19 protein-coding genes are annotated in these 23199 nt (G+C 64.1%); 4 read left to right on the plus strand and 15 right to left on the minus strand.

What is annotated here, in order from left to right:
• Positions 1-13: 13 nt before the first annotated feature.
• Positions 14-391, minus strand: a complete 378-nt coding sequence (locus O4H62_RS06825; RefSeq protein ID WP_430538390.1) for a DUF6481 family protein — start codon at positions 389-391, stop codon at positions 14-16.
• Between the two features lie 315 nt (positions 392-706).
• Between O4H62_RS06825 and O4H62_RS06830 the strand changes: the two genes are divergently transcribed.
• Together O4H62_RS06830 and O4H62_RS06835 are read left to right on the plus strand one after the other, a co-directional pair.
• On the plus strand, positions 707-1471 hold the full coding sequence (locus tag O4H62_RS06830; protein WP_269386518.1) for a metallophosphoesterase: 765 nt from the start codon (positions 707-709) through the stop codon (positions 1469-1471).
• 87 nt (positions 1472-1558) lie between these two features.
• Positions 1559-1777: an alkylphosphonate utilization protein gene (locus O4H62_RS06835; protein WP_269386519.1), complete on the plus strand. Its 219-nt coding sequence runs from the start codon at positions 1559-1561 to the stop codon at positions 1775-1777.
• Positions 1778-1813: 36 nt separating this feature from the next.
• On the opposite strand, the gene O4H62_RS06840 is transcribed toward O4H62_RS06835, so the two are convergent.
• The 8 genes from O4H62_RS06840 to O4H62_RS06875 all read right to left on the minus strand — a co-directional run bounded on the left by O4H62_RS06840 (position 1814) and on the right by O4H62_RS06875 (position 13595).
• On the minus strand, positions 1814-3028 hold the full coding sequence (locus O4H62_RS06840) for a cation:proton antiporter (protein ID WP_269386520.1): 1215 nt from the start codon (positions 3026-3028) through the stop codon (positions 1814-1816).
• 88 nt (positions 3029-3116) lie between these two features.
• Positions 3117-4595 carry a protein adenylyltransferase SelO gene (locus O4H62_RS06845; protein ID WP_269386521.1) on the minus strand — a complete coding sequence of 493 codons (1479 nt, stop codon included), beginning with the start codon at positions 4593-4595 and terminating at the stop codon, positions 3117-3119.
• 101 nt (positions 4596-4696) lie between these two features.
• Positions 4697-5203: a peptide-methionine (S)-S-oxide reductase MsrA gene (msrA, locus tag O4H62_RS06850; RefSeq protein WP_269386522.1), complete on the minus strand. Its 507-nt coding sequence runs from the start codon at positions 5201-5203 to the stop codon at positions 4697-4699.
• Positions 5204-5653 carry a peptide-methionine (R)-S-oxide reductase MsrB gene (gene msrB / locus O4H62_RS06855; protein ID WP_269386523.1) on the minus strand — a complete coding sequence of 150 codons (450 nt, stop codon included), beginning with the start codon at positions 5651-5653 and terminating at the stop codon, positions 5204-5206. It abuts the gene before it with no gap.
• Between the two features lie 124 nt (positions 5654-5777).
• Entirely contained in the window at positions 5778-6701 is a 924-nt protein-coding gene (locus O4H62_RS06860; RefSeq protein WP_269386524.1) for a patatin-like phospholipase family protein, read from the minus strand.
• Between the two features lie 134 nt (positions 6702-6835).
• Entirely contained in the window at positions 6836-11026 is a 4191-nt protein-coding gene (locus O4H62_RS06865; RefSeq protein ID WP_269386525.1) for a translocation/assembly module TamB domain-containing protein, read from the minus strand.
• A gap of 1 nt (position 11027) precedes the next feature.
• Positions 11028-12968, minus strand: a complete 1941-nt coding sequence (locus tag O4H62_RS06870) for an autotransporter assembly complex protein TamA (RefSeq protein WP_269386527.1) — start codon at positions 12966-12968, stop codon at positions 11028-11030.
• A gap of 120 nt (positions 12969-13088) precedes the next feature.
• A complete protein-coding gene (locus tag O4H62_RS06875) occupies positions 13089-13595 on the minus strand; it encodes a DUF1993 domain-containing protein (RefSeq protein WP_269386529.1) in 507 nt (168 codons plus the stop codon).
• Between the two features lie 190 nt (positions 13596-13785).
• Here O4H62_RS06875 and O4H62_RS06880 point away from each other — a divergent pair, with 190 nt between their 5' ends.
• On the plus strand, positions 13786-16341 hold the full coding sequence (locus tag O4H62_RS06880; protein WP_269386530.1) for a GcvT family protein: 2556 nt from the start codon (positions 13786-13788) through the stop codon (positions 16339-16341).
• Between the two features lie 4 nt (positions 16342-16345).
• Entirely contained in the window at positions 16346-17158 is an 813-nt protein-coding gene (locus tag O4H62_RS06885) for a 2-keto-4-pentenoate hydratase (RefSeq protein ID WP_269386532.1), read from the plus strand.
• Positions 17159-17284: 126 nt separating this feature from the next.
• Here O4H62_RS06885 and sufA read toward each other — a convergent pair whose 3' ends face one another.
• The 6 genes from sufA to sufB all read right to left on the minus strand — a co-directional run bounded on the left by sufA (position 17285) and on the right by sufB (position 23076).
• The gene (gene sufA, locus O4H62_RS06890) at positions 17285-17674 is read right to left on the minus strand and encodes a Fe-S cluster assembly scaffold SufA (protein ID WP_269386533.1); all 390 of its coding nucleotides are present in this window, start codon (positions 17672-17674) and stop codon (positions 17285-17287) included.
• Positions 17675-17782: 108 nt separating this feature from the next.
• Positions 17783-18172, minus strand: a complete 390-nt coding sequence (locus tag O4H62_RS06895) for an SUF system Fe-S cluster assembly protein (protein ID WP_269386535.1) — start codon at positions 18170-18172, stop codon at positions 17783-17785.
• A 13-nt stretch (positions 18173-18185) separates the two neighbouring features.
• A complete protein-coding gene (locus O4H62_RS06900; protein ID WP_269386537.1) occupies positions 18186-19424 on the minus strand; it encodes a cysteine desulfurase in 1239 nt (412 codons plus the stop codon).
• Positions 19417-20688 (minus strand): Fe-S cluster assembly protein SufD, encoded by a 1272-nt coding sequence (gene sufD / locus O4H62_RS06905; RefSeq protein ID WP_269386539.1) that lies wholly within the window; start codon positions 20686-20688, stop codon positions 19417-19419. Before sufD ends, O4H62_RS06900 begins: the two co-directional genes overlap by 8 nt.
• A gap of 43 nt (positions 20689-20731) precedes the next feature.
• Positions 20732-21487, minus strand: a complete 756-nt coding sequence (gene sufC, locus O4H62_RS06910; RefSeq protein ID WP_269386540.1) for a Fe-S cluster assembly ATPase SufC — start codon at positions 21485-21487, stop codon at positions 20732-20734.
• Positions 21488-21606: 119 nt separating this feature from the next.
• Positions 21607-23076 (minus strand): Fe-S cluster assembly protein SufB, encoded by a 1470-nt coding sequence (gene sufB, locus O4H62_RS06915; protein ID WP_269386541.1) that lies wholly within the window; start codon positions 23074-23076, stop codon positions 21607-21609.
• Positions 23077-23199: the final 123 nt, after the last annotated feature.

The following is a 23199-nucleotide window of genomic DNA, read 5'->3' on the forward strand; positions in this document are numbered from 1 at the left end:
CGAGCCATGCGCCTCAGCGCCGCGCCTTGCGGGCCGCGTAGCGCTGGTCGCGCTTTTCCTTCATCGCCGCCATGTCGGCCACGGCGCGTTCGGCGCGGGCGGCCTCGTCGGCTTCGCGGGCGATGGCTTCGGCATGTTCGGCCTCGTAGGCGGCAGCCGCATCGGCGGCGTCCTGCGCGGCCTTGCGTTCCTGTTCTTCAAGCTTTGCCCGCGCGCGTTCGGCCTGGCGCTCTTCGCGCGCCTTGGCCACCGCCTCGCGTTCGGCGCGTTTTGCAATGACCTCGGGGTCATCCGCCTTCGGCGCCGCCTTCATTTTCTCCAGAAGCTTCTTCTTGGCTTCCATGGCGTCCTGACGGCGGTCGGTGAAGGCAGTGCGTAGTGAGTTTTTCAAACGAAATTCATCCTGGGTTGAGATCAATGCCGGGTCGGCAAGCCGCCAGATGCGGCGATCCACCTGTTATGTGACGGTCCGGAGGGCTTTGTGCAACCCCGCCGATCCGTTTTGACGAAGGTTCTTTTGTCCCGGCCGCCTTAGGTTTGCCCAAAACGGCCGTCTCGCAGCCGCCACCTCTCCCCGCGCCATCGGAACGCCACCCACCGCCACAAGGCCATCAATACGCCGCTTCAAGGTTTTACAGCCAGCCCGGCCCGTTCTATGCATGCGTGACAAGGGCACCACCCGCACCATTTCGGCAAGGAACTCCGCATGTCCCTCACCTATGCCATCGGCGATGTTCACGGTCGGCGCGACCTGCTCGAGGCCCTGCTTGCGGCAATCAGAGACGATGCCCGCGGCCGCAATGCGCGGATCGTCTTTCTCGGCGACATCATCGATCGCGGCCCGGAAAGCCGGCAAAGCCTGGACCTGGTGATCAGGACGCTCGAGGCCTGTCCCGGATCGCGCCTGGTCCAGGGCAATCACGAGGAGTTCCTGCTCACCTTCCTTGATGCCGCCTCCCCGGAGGACCGGCAGGTCGCGGCGCGCCGATGGCTGCCCAATGGCGGCACCGAGACGCTTCGCTCCTACGGCTTTGCCGACACCGACCCATTCGACGACATCGCCCAAAGTCTGGCCGCGGAGTTTCCGGCCCACATTACCGCCCTGCGCGATGCCGAGTGGATGGTCGAGACGGATGGCTGCGTGATGGTCCATGGCGGCATCGATCCGGATCTGCCGCTGGCGGCGCAGGACCCGGTGACCACGCGCTGGATCCGCGACAGGTTTCTCAGGTTCCAGGGCCCGCTGCCGAAGATCGTCGTCCATGGCCACACCATGACCGAATCCTCCCTGCCGGAGCTCCACAACAATCGCATCGCGCTCGACACCGGCGCGGTCCATTCGGGCCACCTGACCTGCGCCGTCTTCGACGGCGATGCCCCGCCCCGGTTTCTCGCCACCGACGATCACGGGCCGGCAATCGAAGTCGGCGAAATCCGTCCGCTCGACTATCGCTCGCATGCCAGCCGGTAGAGAGTGCCGCCCTCCCGCTGGCCGGCCCTTCCCCTCGACGGTCCACCGCGCTAGACCAACCGCAAATCAACCAGAAAGGCGACTCACATGAGCGACGAAACCCGGGATTCCAACGGCACGGCTTTGGCCGATGGAGACAATGTCACCGTGATCAAGGATCTCAAGGTCAAGGGCACCTCGTCGACCATCAAGCGCGGCACGCTGGTCAAGGGCATCCGGCTCACCGGCAATCCCGACGAGGTCGAATGCCGGGTCGAGAAGATCAAGGGCCTGGTGCTCCGCACCGAATTTCTGAAAAAGGCCTGAGTCTGCGGAAAAGCCCTGGACGGCCCCGGTCCGCCGTCAGTTGCCTGAAACCTTGCCGATCCACCTGGCCAGCGGCGTCGAACTGAGCCCGTGGACAAGAATCGACAGCGCCACAGTCATCGACACGCAGGCCAGCAGTTCGGCCTCATTGGCAAATTCGAACGCGTCGAGGATCACCAGCGTGAACAGGATCGAGGCCAGCCCGCGCGGCCCGAACCAGCCGAGAAACAGTTTTTCCCGGGTCTCGAGCCCCGAGCCCAGCAGCGACAGCCAGATCGCGCCCACCCGCACGACGGTGAGGAACGCCACCGCGATCAGAACGGTTTTCATCGAGGCATGCGCAAGCCCCTCGGGCAACAGCACCGCGCCGAACACCAGGAAGGACGACATGGTCAGGAGGAGGCCGGCGCCTTCCATGAACTCGCGCACGAAGCGGATATTGTGCTTGTAGGTGTTGCCGAAGATCATGCCCGCGACAAACGCGGCAATGAATCCGTTGCCGCCGATGACCGTCGCCAGCACATAGGCCGCGAAGGCGGCTGCCAGGAACACCACCCCTTCCGCCGATGCGGCGATCAGCCGGCGCGCCTGCGCCACATCCATCAACCGCGCCACCACCCAGCCGGTGAATATCCCGGCCAGCGGGCCGAGCACGATCTGCAGGGCCGCCTTGAGCGCCAGTCCGTCGGTCGCAGCATTGGCCATCCCGGCCGTAGCCAGGGTCGAGGCCAGCAACACGAAGGGCAGCACCAGCCCATCATTGAGGCCGCTTTCGACATTGATCGTCTCGCTGAGCTTTTCGGGCACATTGGCGCTGGTGACGACGCTCTGGCCCAGCGCCGCGTCGGTCGGCGTCAACAATGCGGCGGTGAGCAGCGCCATGGCGACGCCGCCTTCCGGGCTGACCAGCCAGGTCACGAGCGTGCCGAGTGCAATGGACAGCGGCAGGCCGATCAGCAGCATCCGTGCCGGCAGCTTCCAGCTTTGCTTGAGTTGCGAGAACTGCACATGCGAGGCATCCGAGAACAGCACCAGCACAAGCGTGATTTCCGCCAGCAGCCGCTTGCCTTCATGCATCACGTCCGGTGGCACCGCCGCCAGCAATTGCTCCGACAGAGCATAGCCGAAACACATGAAAGTGATCGGAAGCGTCAGCAGCGAGCGGTCGATGGCACGGGTGACCAGCGAATAGACGATAAAGGCAACCAGGATGGCCAGAACCACCAGATCGAAATGCATGTCCTGGTTCATTGCGCGCGCACCCCACCATCCCCGGTTCAGGCGCGACTATGCCCCGCCCCGAACGGATTATCCACCGTCATTCCTGCAAGGTTCTAGCTCAGGTGCCGCAATAGGTGGTGTAGGGCCCGAAATCCGAAGGCGCGCCCAGCGCGAACACTTCCAGTCCCTTGCGCTCGGTGAACGGATCGGCCAGCACCTCGACCAGCCGCTCGAACGGCGCCAGGTTGCCGCTGGTTGCCGCGCCGAGCGCCGCCTCGACCATGTGGTTGCGCGGAATATAGACAGGGTTGACCTTGTTCATGGCAGCAGTCCGCGTTTCCACCGGCACCTGCTCGCGGGCCAGCCGCGCCTGCCACAGAGCCAGCCAGACATCGAATCCCGCGGGATTTGCAAACAGCGCGCGCGCAGGCGCCACCTCACCTACCGCCGCCTGTCCGAGACTGCGGAAGACGCGGGTAAAATCGGCATTTTGGGTTTCCAGCACCGCAAGCAGCCCGACGGCGAGATCCATGTCCTCCGGCTCTTCGCGCGTGAGCCCCAGCTTGGCCCGCATGCCGGATAGCCAGGCGCGCTCATAGATGAGCGGAAAGCCGTTGATGATCTCTCCGGCCTGGCGCACCGCGTCGTCACTGTCATCGGGGTTGATCAGATCCAGCAGCGTTTCGGCCAGCCGCGCCAGGTTCCACTGCGCGATCTTCGGCTGGTTGCCGTAGGCGTAGCGGCCGTGGCTGTCGATCGAGCTGAACACCATGGCCGGGTCGTAGCCATCGATGAAGGCGCACGGACCGTAATCGATGGTTTCGCCGGAAATCGTCATGTTGTCGGTGTTCATCACGCCATGGACGAAGCCAAGGTTCATCCAGCGCGCAATCAGCGCCGCCTGACGGTCGCGCACCGCCTTGAGCAGCCCGAGATACCGGTCCGGCTGGCCGGCAAGCTCGGGATAATGCCGTGCAATGGCATAGTCCGCCAGTTGCCTGAGCCGATCGATCTCGCCCCGCGCCGCGAAGAACTGGAACGTGCCGACCCGCAGGTGGCTCGAGGCCACCCGCGCCAGCACAGCGCCGGGCGCAGGCCCGTCCTGCCGCATGATCTCCTCGCCGGTCGCCACCGCCGCCAGCGCCCGCGTCGTCGGCACGCCGAGCGCATGCATCGCCTCGCCGATCACGTATTCACGCAGCACCGGCCCAAGCACAGCCTTGCCGTCGCCACCGCGCGAGAACGGCGTGCGGCCCGATCCCTTGAGATGGATGTCGCGGCGCCTGCCCTGCCTGTCGATCACCTCACCCAAAAGCAGTGCCCGGCCATCGCCCAGCTGCGGCGAAAACCCGCCGAACTGGTGCCCGGCATAGGCCATGGCCAAGGGCTCCGCCCCTTCGGGCGCCTCGTGGCCGGCGAAGATCGCGGCCCCGGCATCGCTGTCGAGCGCATCCGCATCGAGGCCGAGTTCGTCGGCCAGTTCCCGGTTGAAGCGGATCATCCGCGGCGCGGGCACTTCCGCCCCTTTCCACGGCACGTAGAACCCTTCGAGTTCGCGGGCATAGGAATTGTCGAACTGGAAGTTGGCGATGCTCATGCGGGTGGTCCTTCTCGGTCTTGATACCGCAAATGCGGACGACCGGCCCGGCGAAGTCAGTCACCGGCCGGTCGCTTCTTGTTCAGCCTCGCGGCAGCAGCCTATTCGGCCGCGTCCCGCTTCGGCAGCACCCAGTCGGGCCGCGCGAAATGGCAGGTGTAGCCATGCGGAATCCGCTCGAGATAATCCTGGTGCTCGGGCTCGGCTTCCCAGAAATCTCCCACCGGCTCGACCTCCGTCACCACCTTGCCGGGCCACAGTCCCGACGCGTCGACATCGGCGATGGTGTCGAGCGCGGTCTGCCGCTGCTGGTCGTCGGTGTAGTAGATCGCCGAGCGGTAGGACATGCCGCGGTCATTGCCCTGCCGGTTGGGCGTGGTCGGATCGTGGATCTGGAAAAAGAACTCCAAGAGCCTGCGGTAGCTGATGCGGTTCGGATCGAAGATGATCTCGATGCCCTCGGCATGGGTACCGTGGTCGCGGTAGGTGGCGTTCTTCACGTCGCCGCCGGTATAGCCGACGCGGGTCTTCTCCACGCCGGGCATCTTGCGGATGAGATCCTGCATGCCCCAGAAGCATCCGCCGGCAAGAACTGCACGTTCGCTCATCTAGATATCCTCCACCTGGTCAAGATAGTCGCCATAGCCCTCGGCCACCATGTCGGCCTTCGGCACAAACCGCAAGGATGCGGAATTGATGCAGTAGCGCAAGCCGCCCCGGTCCCTGGGACCGTCGGGGAACACGTGCCCGAGATGACTGTCGCCATGCTTTGAGCGCACCTCGGTGCGGACCATGCCGTGCGACACGTCGCGCAACTCGGTTACATGCGCAGGTTCGATCGGCTTGGTGAAGCTCGGCCAGCCGCAGCCGCTCTCGAACTTGTCCGACGAGGCGAACAAGGGCTCGCCCGAGACGATGTCGACATAGATGCCGGCGGCCTTGTTGTCATTGTATTCGCCGGTGAAAGGCCGCTCGGTTGCGTTCTGCTGGGTGACCCTGAACTGTTCAGGCGTCAGCCGGGCAATGGCTTCATCGGTTTTCGTAAAAGCTCTGGTCATACCGGATCCCTTCCTGAAGGCGCGTGCTGTCAGAAAGAGAGATGGGCCACTATGGTAGGATTTTCAATCGCCAAACCGATAGGTCCAGCATCACAAAGGGTCAACTTGCGGTGAGATCCGGCCTCTACAGGTACCGCTGCAACATCGGCAGCGCGTTCTCGACACAGGCGCGGCCTTCGGCGATTGTTTCGCGGGCACGGTTGAATTCCATCAGGCCGATGTCGCTGAGCCGCGGTATGAGCATCACGTGCGGCGGCTCACCTGCGAGACGGGTGCGGGTGATCTGGTCCTGCATGATGTTGATCGAGTTGGAAATCACGTCGAAATATCCCGGCGTCGACGGCCCTTTCTGGAGAAGCCGCGGGATCATCTGTTCCGCCGGCTGACGGAGCGGCTGCGGCAGGTGCCGCAGCATCGCATCGAGCGATTCATTCGGAACCGGCGTTTGAAGCAATTCGGCAGCCCCCTCCGGTTGGGTCTCGAAACGCCGCCCCACGAGATCGCCGTTCAGGTTGACAGCGATGATCACATCCGCCCCCAGGGCACGGCACACCGAGACCGGCACCGGATTGGTCAGGCCGCCGTCGACCAGCCACCGCCCGTCGATCCTGGCCGGACTGAGAATGCCCGGCAAGGCGACCGAGGCCCGCACCGCCTCGTGGATCGGTCCCGACTGCAGCCAGATCTCTCGGCCGGTGACCAGGTCCGTGGCAACCGCTGCAAATTTCTTGGCGTGGCTCTCGATCGGCTCGGCGATGCCGAGCCCCTGCAGAAATGTGACGATCTGTCTGCCGTCCATCACCCCGCCACCCGATAGCCGGACATCCATCAATCCGATGATCTCGCGCCAGGTGGCAGCCATCGCCCAGTCTCGTAGCGCGGGCAACTGCCCCGCGACATAGGCCGCGCCCACCAGAGAGCCGATCGACGTTCCACACACGATCTCAGGCTCGATGCCGGCTTCCGTCAAGGCGTCGATGACGCCGATATGCGACCATCCACGCGCAGCGCCACTGCCCAGCGCCAGGCCGATACGGGGATGTTTCATAGGCTGATGTTCCTGAGACGCTGATGCAGACAGGCAAGCTTAGCGCTCGCCCCTAGCCTTGTCATCCCTTGGTTCCGGTCGGGCCATGGCGGACACCGGCCCGCCACCTTGCACCCTGTCCACCGTTTCGCACCCTAGTATTCGCGCTCGAAGAAAATCCCGCCCTTGGTCTCGCCGCCGGAACTGGCCTCGCCGCGCAGCTTGATCCCCTTACCGATGTCGAGATCGATGCGCGCCTTGCCCGAGCCCGCCGACGATCCGCTCTCGATGCCGAGATAGGTGCGGTCGTTGAGATATTTGCCGACGCCGAGCGAAGTGTCGCCGGTTTCCTCGTCTGTGCGCACGTCGATGTCATCGACCCCGGTCGCGCGGCGCAGTTGCTCCAGCACCCCGCCGCCGTTCACCGCGCCGGTCAACTGCGCTGCGGCTTCCGCGAGTTGGGCTATCTGCACCGGCGACAGGCTGGAAATCGAGCGTCCGAACACCAGCTGCGCGAGCACCTCGTCCTCGGGTAGCTCCGGGCTCGAGGTGAACCTGAACCTGGGCGCGTCCGCCGGGCCGGTGATCAGCACCGTCACCGTGGTGCTGCCCGACTGGCTTGAAGCCGCGAGATCGAGGATCGGCACCACCGAACCGGCAAATCCAAGCGTGCCGCGGGTGAAATCGAGCCTTTTACCCAGCAGGTTGAGCCTGCCGCGCACCAGATCGAAACCGCCGGCTGCAACCGGCGCGCCGGTGCTACCGGTCAGCCGCAGCGATCCGCCGAGTTCCACATCCATGCCCCGGCCGCGGATGAAGATGCGGTTTGCCCGCACCTGCACATCGAGCCCCAATCCGCCGGAGGACCCGCCCTCCCCGTCACCCGACAGGCGTTCGGCCTGCGACCGGATATCGGCGGGCGCATTCTTGTGGGTCACGTCTAGGCGCGAGATCGAGCTCGGCAGGGAGTCCGGAACCACGATCGTGGTTTCATCGAGCTGCACGCTGCCGCCGAGTTGCGGCAACAGGGTCAGCGGACCGGTCAGCGTCAGATCAGCATCGAAGCGGGTGGCAACCATCTGGCCGTCGGCATAGCGCCCACGCGCCACCTTGAGCTTGAGGTCGGCAGGAAAATTGGCGGCTGCATCGAGACTGACAGTTCCCGAACCGCTGATCCGTCCGCCCGACGACAGGTCACCCGACAGCGAGCGGATCGACGCCTGGCCCGGTGTCAGGCCGATGTCCGCCGACAGATTGTCGATCGCGATACCCGATCGCCCGTCCACCAGGCGGCCGCCCGATGTCGTGATGGTTCCCGAGATCTGCGGCGCGCCGATGGAACCGTCGATTGCCATATCGGCCCGTGCCGTGCCGGAGAGCGCCAGCCCCTGCTTGGCGATCGCCCCCGACAGCAGCGAAAACGGCACGCTGCCGTTGATCCGCGCGGATATTGCCTGCGCGCCCGATGTCTGCAACCCGCCGGACGCCGTGAAAGCCAGGCCGCCGCCGCTCGCTTTGGCGTCGAAGCTCAGCCGATCCGCCTTGAAGCCGCCTGTTGCGCTGACCGCCAGCGGCACATCGGCAACCGACGAGGCCGCCGCGGCCCGGACATCGCGGGCGTCGAGCGCGTAGTCGACGACAGGCGCTGAGCCTGTGCCCCGCACCCTGACCGTTCCCGATAGCGCACCCGACAGTCCCGCGCCCGGCGCGACCGCATTGACCGCGGTCAGCGGCAAGCCGGATATCGCGAGATCGACCGCCAGCGTCTCTCCCGCCGACCCTGTGACGGACACCCGTCCGCCACCTGGAGACAGCACCAGCCGCTCGATCCGCGCCACGCCGTCGCGAACGACAATGCGGGCAGGCTCGACAAGACTGATCGCCAGGCCTTTCCACACGGTACGGGCGGATTCGGCTTCGAGTTCGGTCCCATTTTCACTCTGCCGAACCCGCGCATTGATGGAGACCGGAAGTCCGGCTGCCTGCGCCTTGCCTTCGACCACCGTCCAGGCGTCGGTCTGGCTGAACGACGCCGCAAGCGTCGTCACGTCGGTTCCTCCGGCGCTCAGCCTTGCCACATCCAGCGTGCCAACGGGTTTGGGTGCGCCGAAAAGATCAGCCACGTCGAGGTTGACCCGGGCATCGCGGAGCGAGAACCCCTCTCCCGACAGGTCCGGGAAACCGATCCCTATGGTGGCGACCGACTTGTCGTCCACCACGTCGAACCTGATCGAACCGCCGCCGCTCCCCTCGATCGCCTGCAAGGCCAGCGCGGACAGCGACCCGATATCGTTCAGCTCGAGATCGATCACGCCAGCCGGGCGATAGGCTTCATCGAGAACAAGAGAGCCGGAGATCAGGTTGTCGGCGACCTGCAGCCTGAGCGGATCGATCCGCACAGCACCATCAGCCTGAGAGACCACCAGACTGCCGTTGACCGGTCGCCCCTCGAGCGAGCCGGTCAGTTCCACATCGGCTTGCGGAGAAGCCGGATCGGCCACCCCTTTGGCGGTGAGCACCAGATCCGAGAGATCGCGCCCCTGCAGCAACAGCTCGTTGCCGCTGAGCCGCGCTTCGAAAGCCGGCGCCGAGGCCTTGCCGGAGACGCTTGCCGTCAGGTTCAGGCCGCCGGAGACCGCATCGCTATCGTCGGCGGGCCGGGAGAACGCCGCCTCGACGTCGCCGGCAATCTCGCCCTCGGCGCTCAGCGCCACACTGCCGCTGGCCTGCACGGATGAGGACGAAGCCTCAAAATCACTGACGGTCAGCGCACCGGCCTCGTCCCGCGAGACCTCCGCCTGAAACGTCGTGTCCGGCCCCAGCAAATCCGTCGCCTGCACAGACAGCACGGCATTGCGGATCGAGCCCGACAGGTTTGCCGCCAGTGCGCCCGCCGCGTCAAACGAGAAATCCCGGATCGCCAGTTCGGCCACGCCGGTGCGGAGCTGCAACGCCTCGCTTGAGATGGACCCGTCTTCATCAAGCGCAATCGCGCCGGACAGGTTTACCCCGCCGGCAACCGCGCGGGCAGCGATGTCATTGCTCGACCCGACCGCATCGATCCGGACGTTGACCGTTCCCGTGCCGCTTCTTGTGTCGAGCGAAAACCGCTCGAAATCGGCGACCACAGCAAGTCCGTCGGCACTGAAATCAGACCCGGACACGCGGTCGACCGACAATTCGAGACGCAGGCCGGCTTCTTCCGCCTTGCCATTGATGCGGACCGTGGCCTCCGGCACCGTCAGGTTTACCCGCGATGTTCCCTCGCCGAAACGCAATTCCGCCGCCCCCGCCTGCGGCGAGACCGAGGCCGTCAGGTCCACCTGCCCTTCCCGCGCCACGCGGCCGTGGCCCTGCGCCGTCAGCCGCGACGATGAGAACGTGAAGATGTCAATCACCGCCCCGGTGCGGTCGGGTTCGATCACACCTTCGAGCAGCAGGTCGCTTCGACCTGACAGCAATTGTCCGACCGAAGGCGGCAGGAACTGCTCGAACGTGCCGTTGGCTTCAAGCGAGACCGCATCACCCGCCTCGCCCGCGACCATCTGCAGGTTGGCTTCCGCAACAATCTCGTCATTGATCGCACCGGCGGCATTGAGCCGCCAATCGGCGAGCGAGCCTTGCGATGTCGCCGTCAGGCTGATTGCATCCCGGGGCGACAGCTTGAGAAGATGCGCCATCACACCGCCCGCCGGTTCCGAGAGCTTGGCCGATACGTTGAACCGGTCTTCGGCTTTAAGATAATCGGCATCGACGGTGAGAGCGCCGCCGGCTCCATCGATCCGCTTGACCACCAGATCGGCGAGCGCGGTTGACAGCGATGCATCGACGCGGGCACTGCCCCTGGCTTCGAACCGGGCGAGACGGCCGGCGACCGGTTCGCCCACCAGGATATCCGGCGCCGTGAACCGCTTGATGTCAAACGCCAGCGGCAGCACCAATGGTCCGCCATCCGACTGGCTGTCCGAACCTTGCGGAAGCCGCGCCAGTTCCACCGCGTCAATGGTCAGGTCATCGATGGCCAGCCCGGCGCTCAGCAGCGCCAGTGGCGACCAGTCGATCTGAATTCCCTTGAGCAGGAGCCAGGGTTCTCCATCGGCATCGCTCAGCAGCACATGCCCGATGCGCGTCGACCCCGACAGCAATCCCTCGATCCGGTCGATCTCGACGCTCTGCGCCGGGCTCGAACCGAGCCGGTTCAGGGTCAGCGCGATCAGCCGCCCGCCGGGTGTCGTGGCGAAAACGAAAATCAGAGCCGCCAGAAGCACCAGTATGGCGATGGCAAGCCACCGGATCACGCGCCGGATCATGCCCGGACGGGATCTGTCTCTTTGCTTCTCCGCCATGTCAGAATGCCTGCCCGATCCCTGCATAAATCCCGTAATCGGGATCCGTGGGCTCCTTGTTCAGCGGCACGGCGACGTCGACGCGAAGCGGCCCGAACGGTGTGGAGTAGCGCACTCCCACGCCGGCGCCGGCCTTGAACCGGGCGCCGGAAAAATTCTGGTTGGAGCTGACCAGACCAGCATCGAGGAACGGCACGATGCCGATCGTGTCGGTGACGCCAATGCGCAATTCGGCCGACGCCTCGACCACCGAGCGGCCGCCCGTGGGTAATCCCGCCACATCGCGCGGGCCGATGTCCTGATAGCCATAGCCGCGCACCGAACCACCGCCACCGGCATAGAACCGACGGTTGGCAGGAATGGCGGCAAGATTGGCGCCGTAGATCGACCCGGCGGCCACCCGGCCGGCAAGCACGAAGCGTTTTTCGGCATCAAGCGCCCGGTAGGCCGAAGCTTCCGCGCGCAGCTTGACGAAAGTCGCGCCCCCATTGATCTCGTAGGTCGGCTCGGCCAGAAGCGACAGCCGGGTGCCGGTGGTCGGATTGAGCTTGTTGTCACGGGTGTCGCGGACATATTCGAGCGGCACCGCCACGGTGATCGTTTCGCGATTGACGTTGAAGCTGTCGGTCAGCTTGGCATATTCGACATCGACGCCAGCCGAGACCGTCTGCTCGGACGTCAGCTCATAGGAAATCCCCGCGGATGCTTCGACGGAAAACCGGCGATAGGCATCGGGGTTTTCCTGCTTCACTTCAAGCTTCGAGGCAAATTTCGACGCCGGCCCGAGAACACCGGGCTTTTCGAACAGCAAAGCGCCGCGCCAGGTCAGGTCTTTCGCCTGAGCGGTCTGGCCCAAGCTGCTGACCGAGCCTTCGATGCGCAGCTTCTCCGCACGGCCAAACAGGTTCCGGTGGCCCCAATAGGCCTCCAACCCGCCGCCATCGGTGGACGAATAGGTGGCGCCCGCGCCGAGGAAGCGGTGTTTTCTTTCTGCAACCGTCACCGCAACCGGAACGGAACCATCCGCCGACAGGCTTTCGCTGCCACGCACCGTCACGCTTGAAAACACCTCCAGCGCCCGCAGCCGTTTCTCCGCTGCCGCCAACGCTGCCGGATCATATTGATCGCCCTCAGGGATACCCGCCATCCGGGCGATGAAATCCCGGTCGACGCTTTCCGCTCCATCGACAGCGGTCTGGCCGAACGGCGCGATTGGCCCGGCCTCGAGCTCAAGTGAAACGTCGATGACGCCGCGCGCGTGGTCGGCGACCACATCCCGGCCGGAGACCCTGGCAAACGGGTGCCCGCTCTTTTCCAGCTCCTGTACCAGCGCATTCTCGGCCTCGAGAATGACCGTCGACTTCGCGAGCTGGCCGGAAACCAGCCCCTGCTCGTCAGCCGCATAGGCGCGTCCATCAACATCGCGGACAGAAACGTCGCCAAACCGGAACGGCTTGCCCGGCTCGACCAGGATGCGAACCGGAACCGCTCCGCCGCCGCTCAGATCGGCATCGGGCGGCAGGTCGGCGAGCCGCCTGCCATCGAGAAGAATACGGACTTCGCCGGCATAGCGCGCATTCTCGTAGAGTGCGGCGATCAGCTGTTCGAAATCGCCATTTGCCCGCTGGATCAGCCCGATCGACCCCGCCACCGGGCGGTCGGCACCTTGCACCAGCGCCGAAGCGGCTTCCAGCCTGGTCTTCAATTCGCCATCGGGATCTTCGCCGGCAACCTCAAGCGTGACCGAATAGGAAAGCGGGTCGACCACTTCCACCGCATCCGGCGTGTCGCTTTCAAACAGCTTGAAGCCAAGGATTTCAAACGCCTGCGCCCGGTCGGCAGCAAGCCCGCCGGCAAAGCCCAGAACCAGGACAGCCGAAAGGGTTCGCAGCCATAAGGAGCCGCGCGCCCTGGAAATAATGTCCTGCGCGTCTTTCATCATCACCAATCTAGCAGGACACAATGAACGGTTGCTGAACATTGTGGCCCAAGTTCAATGCCCTCAGCCGGGCACATCGCTCCCTTATATAGAACAATCGGCTGGTTTGTCGCCCTCTTGCGCTCAGCCGCGGCCGAAGAAATCGCCCTTGCCGAGCGGAACGCCGTTGTGGCGCAGGATCGCGTAGGCCGAGGTCATGTGGAAATAGAAGTTCGGCACCGAGAAGCCCTGGAAATACCGCAGGCCGGGAAAGCTCATCTCCTGGCCGCCGATCTTCAATGTAATCGTCTTGTCCTCGGCGCCGGCAAAATCGGCTTCCGGCAGGCTTTCGATGAATTCGCGGGTCCTGGCGAGACGGGCCTGCAGTTCGTCGAAGCTCTCCTCGACATCCGGATAGGAGGGAATCTCGACGCCGGCGAGCCGGGCAATGGCGCCCTTGGCATGATCGGTGGCGAGCATGACCTGCCACCTGAGCGACAGCATGTCCGGCGCCAGGCGATCGTTGAGCAGGACGGCCGGGTCGATCTTGCGCTCCGCCGCCCAGGCTTCGGCCTTCTTCAGCACGTGGCCGAGATTGGAGAGCATGCTGGCATAGAACGGAACCGAGATGGAATGCATGGAAATCGACATTGGAAACCCCGTTTGAAGCTGCGGACACTGCTGATCCGCCGTCCAGCATGTGGAATGCCCTTGCCGGTAAAAGGCAAGCGGCATTCATCCGTTGCCGCAAACTTCTTTGTTACCGGATGTCGCATTTGCCTCTTGTGCACGCTGATTCGATTTCGCAATCTGCCGCCGAAATCGGGCACGGAGACGAGCAATGAAATCGCATGTCAGGGCAGTTGTAATCGGTGGCGGCGTGGTCGGATGTTCCGTCCTGTACCATCTGGCCAAGGCCGGCTGGAGCGATGTCATGCTGATCGAGCGCTCGGAACTGACCTCGGGTTCGTCCTGGCATGCCGCCGGCGGCTTCCATACGCTCAACGGCGATCCCAACGTCGCCAAGCTGCAGGCCTACACCGTCAGCCTCTACGAGGAACTCGAAGCACTCTCGGGTCAGTCCTGCGGCCTGCACCTGACCGGCGGCGTGATGATGGCCGATTCGCCGGAACGCATGGACTTCCTCCGGCTTGTCCACGCCAAGGGCCGCTATCTCGGCATGGAGACCGAGCTGATCACCCCCTCCGAGGCCAAGGCGATGTTCCCGCTGATGGACGAGAGCAATTTCGTCGGCGCGCTCTGGGATCCGGTCGAGGGCCATCTCGACCCGTCCGGCACCACCCACGCCTACGCCAAGGCTGCCAAGAAGCTTGGCGCCGAGATCGTGCTCAGGAACCGGGTCATCGAGCTGACCCAGGAGGTCGACGGCACCTGGAACGTCGTCACCGAACAGGGAACGGTCAAGGCCGACCACGTCGTCAATGCCGGTGGCCTCTGGGCGCGCGAAGTCGGCCGCATGGTCGGCCTCGAACTGCCGCTTCTGGCCATGGAACACATGTATCTCTTGACCGAGGAAATGCCCGAGGTGCTGGAGTTCAACGCCAAGACCGGCCGCGAGCTGGTCGGCGTCATCGATTTCAAGGGCGAGATCTACACCCGCCAGGAACGCACCGGCATCCTGCTCGGCACCTACGAGAAGGCCTGCAAGCCCTGGTCGCCGGTCAACACGCCGTGGGATTTCGGCCATGAACTGCTGGCGCCCGATCTCGACCGCATCGCGCCCTCGCTGGAAGTCGGCTTCCGCCACTTCCCGGCGATGGAAAACGCCGGCATCAAGCAGGTCATCAACGGCCCCTTCACATTCGCTCCCGACGGCAACCCGCTGGTCGGCCCCGTCCCCGGCCTGACCAACTACTGGACGGCCTGCGCCGTGATGGCCGGGTTCTCCCAGGGCGGTGGCGTGGGCCTGGCGCTGTCGAACTGGATGGTTCATGGCGATCCGGGCGCCGACATCTGGGGCATGGATGTTTCCCGCTTCGGCGAATGGGCGACGCTGCGCTACACCAACGCCAAGGTACGCGAGAATTATTCGCGCCGCTTCTCGATCCGCTTCCCCAACGAGGAACTGCCTGCCGCCCGCCCGCAGCAGACGACGCCACTCTACGACGTCATGGTGCGCGACAATCACGCGGTGATGGGCGACAGCTGGGGGCTGGAGACGCCGCTCTGGTTTGCGCCAAGCGCCGAGGAAGCGCATGACGTGCTCTCCTTCCACCGCTCCAACGATTTCGAGCACATCGGCAACGAGGTCCGCGCCGTGCGCGAGCGCGTCGGCGTCACCGAGATCGCCAATTTCGCCAAGTACCGCGTTTCCGGCCAAGGCGCGGAAGCCTGGCTGTCGCATCTGATGACCAACACCATGCCGAAGACCGGCCGCATTGTGCTGACCCCGATGCTCAACGAGTTCGGCAAGCTGATCGGCGATTTCACCATTGCCAAGGCGGGCGACGAGGACTTCATGGTCTGGGGCTCGTCGGCGGCGCAGCGCTACCACATGCGCTGGTTCGAAAAGCACCTGCCAAGGGACGGCTCGATCCGCGTTCACCGCTACGACCTCACCCTGGTCGGCCTGTCGATCGCCGGCCCCCGCGCCCGCGACCTGCTCGCCAAACTCACCGATGACGACGTCTCCAATGCGGCCTTCCGCTTCATGGATTTCCGCTGCATGGATGTCGGCGGCGCGCCATGCATGGTCAACCGTGTCACCTATACCGGCGATCTCGGCTACGAGATCTGGATGGAGCCGTGCTACCAGCAGGCGGTCTACCGCGCCATCAAGGCGGCGGGCGAGGAATTCGGCATCGCCGACTTCGGCATGCGCGCGCTGCTCTCGATGCGGCTCGAGAAGAACTTCCCCACCTGGTTCCGCGAACTCAGGCCCATCTACGGCCCCTACGAGGGCGGCATGGAGCGCTTCATCAAGCTGTCGAAGAACGATTTCATCGGCCGCGAGGCGGCGGCAAAAGAACATGCGGACGGCCCGAAGCTGATACGCACCTCATTCCTGGTCGATGCGCTTGACGCCGACGTGATGGGCGACGAGCCGGTCTGGGCGAAAGTCGGCGACACCGATTACGGCACGGTCGAGGCCCCGCACGGCTACGGCGCGCCGCGCTTTGACGGCGACGGCAAGGAAATCGCCAAGCCGGAAGGCGGAACCCTGCGCGACGGCGACTGGCGCGTGGTCGGCTGGATCACCTCGGGCGGCTACGCCCACACCATCGGCTCCTCGATGGCCCAGGGCTACATCCCGGCGGCACTCGCGACCAACGGCGAGACCGGCATGTTCGAGATCGAAATCATGGGCATCCGCCGCCCGGCCCGGATCGCGCTCGAGGCGCCGTTTGATCCGATGGGCGAAAAGATGCGGGGGTGATCCGGTGACGGCCACCTGGGAGGAGAAGCGCGCGCGACACATCCATGACGCCCGGCGCGACAGGCGGCAGATCGCCTGTGCCCAGGCCGAAGACCTCTCGATGGAAACGGCCTACAGGATCAGCCGGCGGATCAGGGATCTGCGCAAAGCTGAAGGCGAGCGCGTGATCGGCCGAAAGCTCGGCTTCACCAACCGCACGATCTGGGACGAATACCAGGTGCACGCCCCGATATGGGGCTACATGTATGACACGACCTTCCACGACGTTTCGTCGGCCCAGATCCCGTTTTCACTCGCCCCTTTCTGCGAGCCGCGGATCGAGCCCGAAATCGCCTTCGCCTTCGCGCGCGCCCCGCGGGTTGGGGAAAGCGACGACGAACTGCTCGGTGCGGTTGCCTGGTATGCGCACGGCTTCGAGATCGTCGATTCGCTCTACAAGGACTGGAAATTCAGGGCCGCCGACACGGTGGCTGCCTTCGGCCTGCACGGCGCCTATCTGTGCGGGCCGCGCCGGCAAATGACGGATGAAGACGCCGCGATGCTGCCGTCGGCTCTCAAGACCTTCCAGATCGAGATCGCGCGCGACGGCGAAACCATCGACATTGGCCATGGCGGCAATGTTCTGGGCAGCCCGCTGTCGGCACTGCGCCACGCCATCGAGGTGATTGCAAACGATCCCGACGCCGAGCCGATCGGCGACGGAGAAATCGTCACCACCGGCACGGTGACGCGCGCGTTCCCGGTCAAGCCGGGCGAGACATGGGCAACAACGGTCAGCGGGCTGCCGCTCGACAATCTGCGGATTGCCTTCGCCTAGAACGCCGAGCGATAGACAAGACCACTCGACCGGACAACGAAATGCCCGCGAAGTCAGAGACTTGCGGGCATTTCAGGATTCAATCTGCAAAGCACCTGACTCAGCGTGTCAGGGGCAGGATCCGGTTCAATCCGCCCGGACCACAGCATTGCCCTCGGCGGCGAGCTTGGCCAGATCGGCAGGTTTCAGCTCGACCGATTCGCCGCAGCCGCAGGCCGATGTCTGGTTCGGGTTGTTGAACACGAAACCCGAGCGCAGCTTGGTGACTTCGTAATCCATCTCGGTGCCGAGCAGATAGAGCACGGCTTCCGGTGCCACGAACACCGTGGCGCCGTCGCGCTCGATCCGGTCATCCTTGGGATCGGCTTCCTTCGCCAGATCGATGGCGTATTCCATCCCGGCGCAACCGCCCTTCTTGATGCTCACGCGGATACCCGCGGCATTGTCGGATGTCTTCAGGATTGTCTTGACGCGCTCGGCTGCCGCCGGCGTCAATGTCATTACGGCAAAACCCATCACGGTCTCCTTCGGCAAAACGGGTTCAAGGCCCGCTGCTTTGTTCCATGAATGTAGTGTGAAGCAGTCAACTTAACAAGAAGCCAACAAAGTGACAGCGGCACGGCATCAGTACCAGCCGACAGCTACCTGCGCCTCTTCGCTCATCCGGTCCGGTGTCCAGGGCGGGTCGAACGTCATCGATACGTCGACGCCGGAAATGCCCTCGACCGTGTTGACGGCGTTCTCGACCCAGCCCGGCATTTCGCCGGCCACCGGGCAGCCCGGCGCGGTCAGCGTCATCTGGATCTTGACCATCCGGTCGTCCTCGATATCGATCTTGTAGATCAGCCCGAGCTCGTAGATGTCGGCCGGAATTTCCGGGTCGTAGACGGTCTTCAGCGCCGAGATGATGTCGTCGCTCAGCCTCGCCAGTTCCTCGCGCGGAATCGCCGACTCGGTGACGGCAGTGCCGGTTTCGGCTGCTGCTGCGGTGTCAGTTTCGGATGCGTCGCTCATCGGCTCATATCCTTCAAGAGAAAAACGCCCGGGCCTTTTCGAGTGCTTCGACCAGCACATCGATTTCCGCCCGGGTATTGTACAGCCCCATCGAGGCGCGGCAAGTCGAGGTCGCGCCGAACCGCTTGAGCAGCGGCTGGGCGCAATGGGTGCCTGCCCTGACGGCAACGCCAGAGCGATCGATCAGCATCGAGACGTCGTGGGCATGAATGCCCTCGATCTCGAAGGCGAAGATTGCGCCCTTGCCCGGAGCCGTGCCGATCAGGCGAAGCGCGTTGACCGCCTTGAGCTTTTCGGAGGCATAGGCGGCCAGATCGGCTTCGTGCGCGGCAATCCGCTCACGCCCGAGCTTTTCCATGTACTCGAGCGAGGCGCCAAGCCCGATCGCCTGCACGATCGGCGGTGTGCCCGCCTCGAACCGGTGCGGCGGATCATTGTAAGTGACCGCATCCTCGCTCACATCGACGATCATCTCGCCGCCGCCCATGAAAGGCTGCATGGCATTGAGCGCCTCTGACTTGCCGTAAAGCACGCCGATGCCCGACGGGCCATAGAGCTTGTGACCGGTCATCACGTACCAGTCGCAATCGATGTCCTGGACATCGACCGGCATGTGAACAGCACCCTGGCTGCCGTCGACCAGCACCTTGATGCCGCGCTCATGCGCGATGCGGCAGACCTCCTTCACATCGACCACGGTGCCCAGAACGTTGGACATGTGGGTGATCGCCACCAGCTTGGTCCGGTCGGTCAGCGCCTTGCGGAAATCGTCGAGATCGAAATTGCCCTGGTCGTCGACGCCGACCCAGACGATCTTCGCGCCCTGGCGTTCGCGCAGGAAATGCCACGGCACGATGTTGGAGTGATGCTCCATGATGGTGATGACGATCTCGTCGCCCTCGCCGATATGCGGCATGCCATAGCCGTAGGCCACCGTGTTGATCGCCTCGGTGGTCGACTTGGTGAACACCACATTGTCGACCGACGGCGAATTGAGGAACCGCTTCACGATCTCCCGCGCATTCTCATAGGCGTCGGTCGCCGCATTCGACAGGAAATGCAGGCCGCGGTGCACATTGGCATATTCGTTCGCATAGGCATGGCTGACCGCATCGATCATCGCCTTCGGCTTTTGCGCCGACGCGCCATTGTCGAGATAAACCAGTGGCTTGTCATAGACCGTGCGCGACAGGATCGGGAAATCCTTGCGCACCGCCTCGACATCATAAACCTGATTCAGATTGTCAGCCATGATCGGCAAGCCATTGTTCGATCAGCGCTTCCAGTGCCTCGACCAGCTCTTCGTTTTCAAGCTCGTCAATCAGCTCGTCAACGAACCCGTTGACCAGCAACGCCCGCGCCGACTTCTCGGTGATGCCGCGCGCCATCAGGTAGAACAGGTGATTGTGATCGATATCGATCACCGTGGCGCCATGCGCGCAGATCACGTCATCGGCGAAGATCTCGAGTTCCGGCTTGGCCGAGAACTCGCCGTCATCCGACAGAAGCAGCGTGTTGCAGGCCATCTGCGCGTCGGTCTTCTGCGCGATCTGCGCCACCCGGATCTGGCCCTGGAAGACGCCACGCGCCCGGTTCAGCACCACGTTGCGGACGATCTCGGAGGACGTGGTGTTGGGCACCGTGTGGCCCAGCGTCAGCGTCACGTCGGTGTGGCTGTCGCCCGCCAGCAGGTTGACGCCGCGCAGGTCGAAATGCGAGCCCTCGCCCGCCACGTCGATATGCAGTTCCTGCCGCACCAGCTTGCCGCCGGCGTTGATCACATAGACCTTCAGCGTCGAGCCCGCGCCCAGCCGGGCGTTGAGCTGACCCAGATGCTGGTCGGTCTCGCCGCAGCCCTGCAGGACGATCCAAGTCACCTCGGCGCCGTCCTCGAGCTCGAGCGAGGCGACCGATGTCGACAGTCCGGCCTCGGCCTTGTCGCCAAGATGCCGTTCGATCACGGTGGCCTTCGCCTCGGCTCCGAATGCGGCCACGAAGCGGTTGTGCACCTGGCCGCCGGACTGGACCGACTGGATCTCGATGATCTCGTCGATCGTCTGACCCGCGGCAACCTTGAAGCTGTAGCCGTCGCCGACGAAGGCGCCGTTGAGCCGGCCGATCAGGTCGTCGGAACCGCGCTCGGCAAGGCTCTTCGCCGCCCCACCGGAAACCAAGAGGTCCATGTAGGGCTCAAGTTCCATGCCGTCCGGCGCGCTCATGTCGGCGCTCTGGCCCTGGACGACGGGCAGCACGACGCTGCCGCGAACCAGCGGATCCAGCCGCCGTGCCGAACCGGTCGCCTTCTTCGGCACATCGCGCAGCAGGCTGCGCAGGTCGGTGTAATGCCAGCTTTCGATCCGCCGGGTCGGAAGGCCGGCATTGCTGATGCCACTGAGCAGCTTGTCGCGTGCGGCGGTCACCGGCGCATCACCCGGCAATTGACCGATCATCTCGGCGAAGCTGTCGAGGATCGCCTGTTCTGCTGCGGTGTGGGGCGGCTTTGTCTGCATGTTCATGCCTGTCTCTCCTGGCCTTGCGGCCCGTCTTTGTCGCGCAGCCTCAAGCGGCGGCTTCGATGATCCCGGCATAGCCATTGGCTTCGAGATCGAGCGCCAGGTCCTTGTCTCCGGTCTTGATCACCTGGCCCTTGTAGAGCACGTGCACGGTGTCGGGCACGATGTGCTCGAGCAGGCGCTGATAGTGGGTGATGACGATGACCGCGCGGTCGGGCGAGCGCAGCGCGTTGACGCCATCGGACACGATCTTCAACGCATCGATGTCGAGGCCGGAGTCGGTTTCGTCGAGCACGCAAAGCTGCGGCGCCAGCAGTTTCATCTGCAGGATCTCGGCGCGCTTCTTCTCGCCGCCGGAGAACCCGACATTGAGCGGACGCTTGAGCATGTCCGGGTCGATCTGCAGGCTGGCGGCGGCTTCCTTGACCAGCCTGATGAAGTCCGGGGTCTTCAGCTCTTCCTCGCCGCGCGCCTTGCGCTGCTCGTTCATCGCCACCTTCAGGAACTGCATGGTGGCCACACCCGGGATCTCGACCGGATACTGGAACGCCAGGAAGATGCCCTTGGCGGCACGCTCGGCCGGGTCGAGTTCGAGAATGCTCTCGCCATTGTAGAGGATGTCGCCTTCGGTGACCTCGTAATCATCGCGGCCGGCGAGGATGTAGGACAGCGTCGACTTGCCCGAGCCGTTCGGCCCCATGATGGCGGCGACTTCGCCGGCCTTGACCGTCAGGTTGAGGCCGCGAATGATTTCCGTGCCGTCTTCGGCGATACGGGCGTGAAGGTTCTTGATTTCCAACATGTCTGATTCCGATACCTAGATAATTTCAAGCCGCTTGTGCCAGCGGCGACAAAACACTGCGATGAGGGCCGCGGGCGCCCTGACCTTGACGGCCTGCACCCGCGCAACAGCCAGCATCACTAACCGACGCTGCCTTCCAGCGAGATGCCGATCAGCTTCTGGGCTTCAACGGCGAACTCCATCGGCAGTTCCTGGATGACTTCCTTGACGAAGCCGTTGACGATCAGCGCGATGGCTTCTTCCTCGGGGATGCCGCGGGCCAGGCAGTAGAACAGCTGGTCCTCGGAGATCTTCGAGGTCGTGGCTTCGTGCTCGAACTGCGCCGTCGAGTTCTTGGCCTCGATGTATGGCACCGTGTGCGCCCCGCAGTCGTTGCCAATTAGCAAACTGTCGCACTGTGTGAAGTTGCGGGCGTTCGTTGCCTTGCGGTGGGCCGAAACCTGGCCGCGATAGGTGTTGGACGAATGGCCGGCGGAGATGCCCTTGGAGATGATCCGGCTCGAGGTGTTCTTGCCGAGATGAATCATCTTGGTGCCCGAATCGATCTGCTGGTAGCCGTTCGACACCGCGATCGAGTAGAACTCGCCACGGCTGTCGTCGCCGCGCAGGATGCAGGACGGGTATTTCCAGGTGATCGCCGATCCGGTCTCGACCTGGGTCCAGGAGATCTTCGACCGGTCGCCGCGGCAGTCGCCGCGCTTGGTGACGAAATTGTAGATCCCGCCCTTGCCGTCCTTGTCGCCGGGATACCAGTTCTGCACCGTCGAGTACTTGATCTCGGCGTCATCCATGGCGATCAGCTCGACCACGGCGGCATGCAGCTGGTTCTCGTCGCGCTGCGGCGCGGTGCAGCCTTCGAGATAGGAGACGTAGGCCCCCTCCTCGGCGATGATCAGCGTGCGCTCGAACTGGCCGGTGTTCTTCTCGTTGATGCGGAAATAGGTCGACAGCTCCATCGGGCAGCGAACGCCCTTTGGCACGTAGACGAACGAACCATCAGTGAACACCGCCGCATTGAGCGTGGCGTAGTAATTGTCGGTCACCGGAACCACGGTGCCGAGATACTTCTGCACCAGCTCGGGATGCTCGCGCATCGCTTCCGAGATCGACATGAAGATCACGCCGGCCTGGGCCAGTTCCTTCTTGAAGGTGGTGACCACGGAGACCGAATCGAACACCGCGTCGACAGCGATCTTCGACTGCTGCACGCCGGCCAGGATTTCCTGCTCGCGCAGCGGAATGCCGAGTTTCTCGTAGACCCGGAGCAGTTCCGGATCGACATCGTCGATCGACTTCGGGCCCGCCGTTCCCTTCGGCGCCGAGTAATAGTGAATGTCCTGGAAATCGATCTTGGGATAATCGACGCGCGCCCAGGTCGGCTCTTCCAGCGTCAGCCAGCGCTTGAACGCATCCAGCCGCCACTCGAGCATCCATTCGGGCTCGTTCTTCTTGGCCGAAATCATCCGGATGGTGTCTTCGGTCAGACCCTTCGGGGCGGTATCGCTCTCGATAACGGTCTCGAAGCCGTATTTGTACTGATCAACGTCGATCTGGCGGACCTGATCAATGGTCTCCTGCACGGCAGGCATGGCGCTCTCCAATCTCGCCGGGTCAAGGCCGGCAGCTTGTTAACGTCGTGTGATGTGCCATTCATGGCTCATCACTATGTAGTGCGGGACGGTCGTCCACGCTATGTCATTCGCGAAATTTTC

Source organism: Parahoeflea alexandrii (genome assembly GCF_027214025.1).
Classification (GTDB): domain Bacteria; phylum Pseudomonadota; class Alphaproteobacteria; order Rhizobiales; family Rhizobiaceae; genus Hoeflea; species Hoeflea alexandrii_A.